The following is a 6,944-nucleotide window of genomic DNA, read 5'->3' on the forward strand; positions in this document are numbered from 1 at the left end:
AGCCGATCAGGTTTTTTCCATCTTCATCGCGCTGAACAGGCTGCCCTGGGTGTGAGTCCAGTCGTCAGCCTTGAAGTCAGCGCCGAGGCCACCGGCAATGTCCGCAGACACCTTCGGCGCGGCGTACAGATCCTTGACTGCCAGCCGCACGCTCTGCACCTGATTCGGCTGCCAGTGCTGCATGGTCGCGGCATCGGCGACGTGGATCAGGCCCATCGAGCCGTCCAGCTCGGCGCCGACCTTGAACACGCCCACCACATTCAGGCGCTGCATGCGCGGGGTGATACCGCCCGGCGCGGTGCTGACTTCCGGGACGATCAGAGTGATCTTGTCGCCGACATTGAGGCGGAAACGCCGCGCGGTGATTTCACCGATCACCACACCGAATTCGCCCGGCTTCAAGGCATCGAGACGCCCCTGGACGATGTGCTGGGCAACGATCGACACCTTGCCTTCCTGGGCCGGATCAACGCCGCTGATCTGAATCGGCTGCATCGAACCCTTGTAGGACAGCATGCCTTCCATCTCGGTGAACGGCACGGCGGCAGTCACTTCGGGATTTTTCATCGCAGCGGCGGCCACTGGCTGCCAGTCATCGATCGGCTTTACGCCGACGATGGTCGCATGGGGCACCATGCCGAGGATGCGCGAGCTCATTTCGCGCTGGAAGCCGTTCATCACCGACAGCACCACGATCATCGCCAGCACGCCGAGGGCGAGGCCGATCATCGAGGTCATCGAAATGAACGAAACAAAGCGATTGCGGCGCTTGGCGCGGGTATAGCGCGTGCCGATAAAGATCGATAACGGTCTGAACATTCGCTGGGGCACCGTATAGAAATAAAAGACCCGGCGCCGTTACGGGCGCCCGGTTTCAGCCAGTCAGATGGGAGTGAGGCAACCTTCCTGCAATTGCAGGACGCGGTCCATCTGGCGAGCCAGGTTCATGTCGTGCGTCACCACCAGGAACGCCGTGCGCATCGAAGTGCTCAGTTCCAGCATCAGGTCCTGAATGCCTTCGGCGGTGTGCAGGTCGAGGTTGCCGGTTGGCTCATCGAGCATTACCAGCCCCGGGTTGTTGACCAGGGCACGGGCGATGGCCACGCGCTGACGCTCGCCGCCGGACAGTTCCGCCGGTTTGTGTTCCAGACGATGGCCGAGACCGACACGCTCCAGCAAAGCGGTGGCACGCTGACGCGCCTCCGGGATGGCGGTCTTGCCGATCAACAGCGGCATGCAGACGTTTTCCAGCGCGGTGAATTCCGGCAGCAAATGGTGAAACTGATAAACGAAACCAAGCGCGCGATTGCGCAGCAGGCCACGCTTTTTCTCGCTTAATGCCGACAGCTCTTCGCCGTCGAGCCAGACACTGCCTTTGCTCGGCGTATCGAGACCGCCGAGCAGGTTGAGCAAAGTACTCTTGCCGGAACCGGATTTGCCCACGATCGCTACACGTTCGCCCGGGTGCAACTCCAGTTGCAGGCCGGCCAGCACTTGTACCGACTCAGGGCCCTCCTCATAGGACTTGCCCAGGTTACGGCAGCTCAGAATTGCTTGTTCACTCATGCCCGACTCACTCATAACGTAACGCCTCCGCCGGCTGGGTGCGCGCGGCACGCCAGGCGGGATACAGGGTGGCGAGGAAACTCAGGACCAACGCAGCGGCGCAGACCATGACGACGTCCTGGCTCTGTACCTGCGAAGGAAGATAATCAATGAAATACACGTCAGCATTAAGGAACTTGTGCCCGATCAGCCCTTCAAGCGCCGAAATGGCCGCACTGACATTCAGTGCCGCGAGGATCCCGACCACCGCGCCGATCGCCGTGCCGACCACGCCGATCACCGTGCCCTGAACCATGAACGTACGCATGATCGTGCCCGGAGTAGCGCCTAGGGTGCGCAGAATGGCGATGTCACCCTTCTTGTCGTTCACCACCATCACCAGCGTGGAAATAATGTTGAACGCGGCGACCGCGACGATCAGCAGCAACAGCAGCCCGATCATGGCTTTTTCCATGCGGATCGCCTGATACAGGTTGCCGTGGGTACGGGTCCAGTCGCGGGCGTAGTAGCGGTCTTCGCCGAGTTGCTGGGCAATATTCCACGCCTCGCGCGGTGCCTGGAACAGGTCGTCGAACTTCAGACGCAGGCCCTGCACCTGATCGGCTTTCCAGCGGTGCATTTTCGCCAGATCCTGCAGATTGGTCACGCCGAGGTAGCCGTCGAGCTCACCGGCGCCGACATGGAAAATGCCGACCACGGTGAAGCGCTTCATGCGCGGGAACATCCCGGCCGGGGTCACGCTGACCTCCGGTGCGACGAAGGTGACCCTTGTCACCGATGCCGACGCCGAGCTTGGTCGCCGCCTTGTCGCCGATGACGATGCCGAAGCTGCCCGGTGTCAGGTCGTCGAGTTTGCCCTGCTTCATGAAGTTGTCGATGATCGACACATTGCGCTCGAGCGCAGGATCAATGGCATTGAGCAACACCTTGGAAACCTGACCGTTGTTGGTCAGCAGGCCCTGCATCTGGGTGAATGGCGCCACCGCCGTCACCTGCCGGTTCTGCTTGACCTTGTCGGCCAGGCTCTGCCAGTCATTGATCGGCTCGCCGGTCTCGAGAGTGGCGTGGGGCACCATGCCCAGCACGCGGGTGCGCATCTCATGATCGAAGCCGTTCATCACCGACAGCACGACGATCATCACGACCACGCCAAGGGCGAGCCCGATCATCGAAGTCAGGGAAATGAATGACACAAAATGATTGCGACGCTTTGCACGGGTATAACGCGTGCCGATAAATACGAAGAGAGGTCTGAACATGTCGGGGCTTGTTCGGAGGGAAAAGGAACGTCCTTGTGGCGGGGGTCGAAAACCAGCTTTACACTCAGACCACCGCCGCTACCATGGGTTCGCCATGTCGACATTAGATGAAGAAGATCGCCGCGAATACTACCGTATCGAGGACACGATCGCACTGGAAATTCGGCCCCTGTCCGCTCCCGAAGCCGCAGGCCAGGAAGTGTTGCAGGATGCTTCCCCACTCTTCAACCTGCTCAGCGAACTGCACCTGAGCGAATTCGAGTCGCAGCACCTGTTGCGGCAGATCAGCGAGCGCGACCGCGCCATCGCGGCGTTTCTCAAATCGCAGAACAAACGCATTGACCTGCTCAGCCAAGTGATCGCCCTGACCGTGCTCGGCCACATCGGCGAGCCACAGCCGGTGATCATCTCCGAGGGCGGGATCGACTTTCAGTACCCGACCCCGATTGCCACTGGCGCACACCTGTCGGTGAAACTGGTGCTGATGCCGCAGGCACTCGGCCTGCTGCTGCGTGCCCGGGTCACCCATTGCGATCCCAAGGGCGATGGCTATGACGTCGGCACCGAGTTCGAGCGTCCGACCGATGCTCAGCGCCAATTGCTCGCGCGCTACATCTTGCAAAAGCAGGCTCAGGAACGCCGTCTGGCCCGCGAACAGAACGAATCTGGCATTTAACTTAAGGAAGCACCGTGACCCTCATCTACGGCCACCGCGGCGCCAAGGGCGAAGCACCGGAAAACACCCTGAGCAGCTTTCAGGAATGCCTCAAGCACGGCGTGCGCCGCTGCGAACTGGATCTGCACCTGTCCAAGGACGGCGAGCTGATGGTCATCCATGACCCGACCCTCAAGCGCACCACCGACCGTCGCGGCAAAGTCGTCGAGCACACCGCTGCCGAGCTGGTCACCTACGACGCGCGCAAGGGCGGCCCGGGCTGGATCAAGCCGTGCCCGATTCCGACGCTGGAAGAGTTGTTCGAGCAATGTGATTTCGAGCACTGGCAGCTGGAAGTCAAAAGCGCATCACGCACCCGCGCGGCGACTACCGTGCTGGCGATTCGGGAAATGGCTCAGCGCCACGGCCTGCTCGACAAGGTGACGATCACTTCGAGTTCGCGGGAAGTCTTGAAGGCAGCGCTGGATCTGGTACCCGACGTATCCCGTGGCTTGGTGGCCGAATATGCCTGGCTCGATCCGCTGAAAGTCGCGGCGAGCTACGGCTGCGAGATTCTCGCCTTGAACTGGACGCTGTGTACGCCGGAACGCCTGCAGAAGGCGCAGCGTCAGGGCCTGCATGTGTCGGTGTGGACCGTCAACGAGCCTGCGCTGATGCGCAGACTCGCCGACTTCGGCGTTGACAGCCTGATTACAGACTTTCCCGGTTTGGCCACTGCCACCCTTGAGAATTGCTGAAATCGGTCTCCCCGGCCGGCTCAGGCCACCGGCCGGAGCCCGTCAAAAAAGCCGGTTGAGGCCGTCGTACGCCGCTACCCGATAGGCTTCCGCCATGGTCGGGTAGTTGAACGTGGTGTTGACGAAATACTTCAGCGTATTCAGCTCACCCGGCTGGTTCATGATCGCCTGACCGATGTGAACGATCTCCGACGCCTGATAACCGAAGCAGTGCACGCCGAGCACTTCCAGCGTTTCGCGGTGGAAGAGGATCTTCAGCATGCCCTGCGGCTCGCCGGCAATCTGCGCCCGAGCCATGCTCTTGAAGAAGGCCTTGCCGACTTCGTACGGCACTTTCGCCTGGGTCAGCTCCTGCTCGTTCTTGCCGATCGAGCTGATCTCCGGAATGGTGTAGATGCCGGTCGGCACGTCATTGACGAAGCGCCAGCTGCCATTGTCGACGATGCTGCCAGCGGCCGAACGACCCTGGTCGTGGGCGGCACTGGCCAGGCTTGGCCAGCCGATCACGTCACCGGCGCCGTAGATGTTTTCCACGCAGGTGCGGTAGTTCTGGTCAACTTCGATCTGGCCACGGCTGTTGACCTTGACCCCGATGTTTTCCAGACCCAGCGTGTCGGTGTTACCGGTACGGCCGTTGCACCAGAGCAAGGCGTCGGCCTTGATCTTCTTGCCGGATTTGAGATGCAGGATCACACCGTTGTCCACGCCTTCGACGCGGTCGTACTCTTCGTTGTGACGCACGGTGATGTTGTTGTTGCTGAAGTGGTAGCTCAACGCCTGGGAAATTTCCGAGTCGAGGAAGCTCAGCAACTGGCCACGGTTGTCGACCAGCTCGACCAGCACACCCAGACCACTGAAGATCGATGCGTATTCGCAACCGATCACACCAGCGCCGTAAACGATCAGTTTGCGCGGGGTGTGGCCGAGGCTGAGGATGGTGTCGCTATCGTAGATACGCGGGTGGTGGAAATCGATGTCCGCCGGGCGATACGGACGCGAACCGGTGGCGATGATGATGTGCTTGGCCACCAGTTTTTCCACCACGCCGTTGCCGCAGACCACTTCGATGGTTTGCTCGTCGGCGAAGCTGCCGGTACCGAAGAACACGTCGACGCGGTTACGGGCGTAGTAGCCGGTGCGCGATGCGACTTGTTTGGAAATGACTTTTTCGGCGCTTTTCAACACGTCCGGGAAAGAGAACCAGCGTGGCTCGCCGATCGCGCGGAACATCGGGTTGGTGTTGAACTGCATGATCTGCCGCACCGAGTGACGCAGTGCCTTGGACGGGATGGTGCCGAGGTGGGTGCAGTTGCCGCCGACCTGACGACGGCTGTCGACCATCGCGACCTTGCGCCCCGCTTTGGCGGCGTTCATTGCCGCGCCTTCTCCCGCCGGGCCGGAACCCAGTACCACCACGTCGTAGTTGTAGACAGCCATGCGTACTCCTCAGAACAGGCCGCGGTGCCAGCAGCACCGGCGGCTAAATCACGCCGAACGGCGGCGCGAAGGAACAATTGGGGGCCAGTGAAGAACCCGGACACAGTCTATAGAAGCGTCAACGCCGCGCACATTAACCCTTGGTCGCGTCGTAGGCTACTTTTGCCTGCACTACAACGCCAGCTTTCGTCTTGTCTTCGGTCAGTTTTTTTCACCGACAAGCTGCGCAAATGCCTGACTGCTGCGGGTGACGAAACCTGTATCGGCACGCAAGACAAAGAATGCAGCAATGTCATGTTTTTGGGCATAGTCCCGCGCCCTTTCCGGCCCGAGAATCAGCAACAGCGTCGATAGTCCATCGGCCATCAACGCTGAAGGATGAATCACCGTGACTGACGCCAGGTCGTGTAGGACCGGTCGCCCGCTGCGTGCATCGAAGGTGTGGGAATAACGCCGACCGTCCTGCAGAAAATAATGGTGGTAGTCACCGGAGGTGGACACGCCGTAGCCATCGACATCGATAATCCGCTCGGCCACTTGCTGGTCATCGCGAGGCTCTTCGAGAGCGATGCGCCACGCTGAACCATCCGGCTTCTTACCCCGGGCTTTGAGTTCGCCCGTGGCTTCGACCAGATAATTGTCGATGCCCATGCCCTGCAATCTGGCGGCGATGGCATCCACGGCGTAACCGGCGGCAATACTGTTGAAGTCGACTTCGACGGCGGCGTCCTTGCACAACTGCTCGCCGTCGATGCGCAGATGCTGATGACCGACTCGCTGCATGACCTCGGCCACAGCGGCCGCATCAGGGATCTTTTCTTCGCGTCCTTGCGGGCCGAATCCCCAGAGGTCCAGCAGCGGTTCCACGGTCAGGTCGTAGGAGCCTTCGCTTTGCGTTGAAAGCTGTTCGCCGATGCGGACCAATTCGAGCACCGCTGCCGGCATGGCTTGGCAGCTATCGGCGGGCAACGCGTTGAAACGCTGGATGGCGGAGTCACTTCGGTAAGTCGACAGCTGTTGATCGACTTCACCGAGGATGGCCTGCACTTCGCCGCGCACCCGCGCAGGATCGGCGCCCGCGGCGTGGCGCACGTACTTGACCGACCAGGTGCTGCCCATGGTCGAACCGCCAACCTGTTCCAGGGAATCGCCGGTGCCGCAGCCGCCGATTGCCACCGCCAACACCACAGCCCCCCACCAGCGTCCAGTTAACAATTCTTCATCTCCCCGCAAAACCACGGCGGCCATTATGAACTACAAGCGCCCGCT

At 60.9% G+C, this 6,944-nt stretch carries 5 protein-coding genes and 2 pseudogenes; 2 read left to right on the plus strand and 5 right to left on the minus strand.

All coding sequences use genetic code 11. The features are described from left to right. Positions 1–9: 9 nt before the first annotated feature. From OQK_RS28535 to OQK_RS28545, 3 genes and pseudogenes are all read right to left on the minus strand, one after another. A pseudogene (locus OQK_RS28535) lies at positions 10–819 on the minus strand (ABC transporter permease); the annotation flags it as partial. Positions 820–882: 63 nt separating this feature from the next. Beyond that, entirely contained in the window at positions 883–1,581 is a 699-nt protein-coding gene (lolD, locus tag OQK_RS28540; RefSeq protein ID WP_024013628.1) for a lipoprotein-releasing ABC transporter ATP-binding protein LolD, read from the minus strand. Further along, a pseudogene (locus OQK_RS28545) lies at positions 1,574–2,825 on the minus strand (lipoprotein-releasing ABC transporter permease subunit). The gene lolD and the pseudogene OQK_RS28545 overlap by 8 nt, the downstream one beginning before the upstream one ends. A 94-nt stretch (positions 2,826–2,919) precedes the next feature. Between OQK_RS28545 and OQK_RS28550 the strand changes: the two are divergent. Both OQK_RS28550 and OQK_RS28555 read left to right on the plus strand, forming a co-directional pair. Continuing rightward, complete coding sequence (locus OQK_RS28550) at positions 2,920–3,501, plus strand: PilZ domain-containing protein (RefSeq protein ID WP_016775478.1); 582 nt, start codon at positions 2,920–2,922, stop codon at positions 3,499–3,501. A gap of 14 nt (positions 3,502–3,515) precedes the next feature. Beyond that, positions 3,516–4,238 (plus strand): glycerophosphodiester phosphodiesterase, encoded by a 723-nt coding sequence (locus tag OQK_RS28555; protein ID WP_008087738.1) that lies wholly within the window; start codon positions 3,516–3,518, stop codon positions 4,236–4,238. Positions 4,239–4,280: 42 nt separating this feature from the next. Here the strand turns inward: OQK_RS28555 and sthA are convergent, their stop codons facing one another. After that, a complete protein-coding gene (sthA, locus tag OQK_RS28560; protein WP_016775479.1) occupies positions 4,281–5,675 on the minus strand; it encodes a Si-specific NAD(P)(+) transhydrogenase in 1,395 nt (464 codons plus the stop codon). A 201-nt stretch (positions 5,676–5,876) separates the two neighbouring features. Continuing rightward, positions 5,877–6,923 carry an FAD:protein FMN transferase gene (locus tag OQK_RS28565; RefSeq protein ID WP_016775480.1) on the minus strand — a complete coding sequence of 349 codons (1,047 nt, stop codon included), beginning with the start codon at positions 6,921–6,923 and terminating at the stop codon, positions 5,877–5,879. Positions 6,924–6,944 lie beyond the last annotated feature (21 nt).

Source organism: Pseudomonas sp. R62 (genome assembly GCF_000257605.1).
GTDB lineage: Bacteria > Pseudomonadota > Gammaproteobacteria > Pseudomonadales > Pseudomonadaceae > Aquipseudomonas > Aquipseudomonas atacamensis.

Excerpts from the sequence above, each read along its gene's own strand:
- sthA (WP_016775479.1), bottom strand. The coding sequence starts at position 5,675 with ATGGCTGTCTACAACTACGACGTGGTGGTACTGGGTTCCGGCCCGGCG.
- lolD (WP_024013628.1), bottom strand. The coding sequence starts at position 1,581 with ATGAGTGAGTCGGGCATGAGTGAACAAGCAATTCTGAGCTGCCGTAAC.
- OQK_RS28565 (WP_016775480.1), bottom strand. The coding sequence starts at position 6,923 with ATGGCCGCCGTGGTTTTGCGGGGAGATGAAGAATTGTTAACTGGACGC.
- OQK_RS28550 (WP_016775478.1), top strand. The coding sequence starts at position 2,920 with ATGTCGACATTAGATGAAGAAGATCGCCGCGAATACTACCGTATCGAG.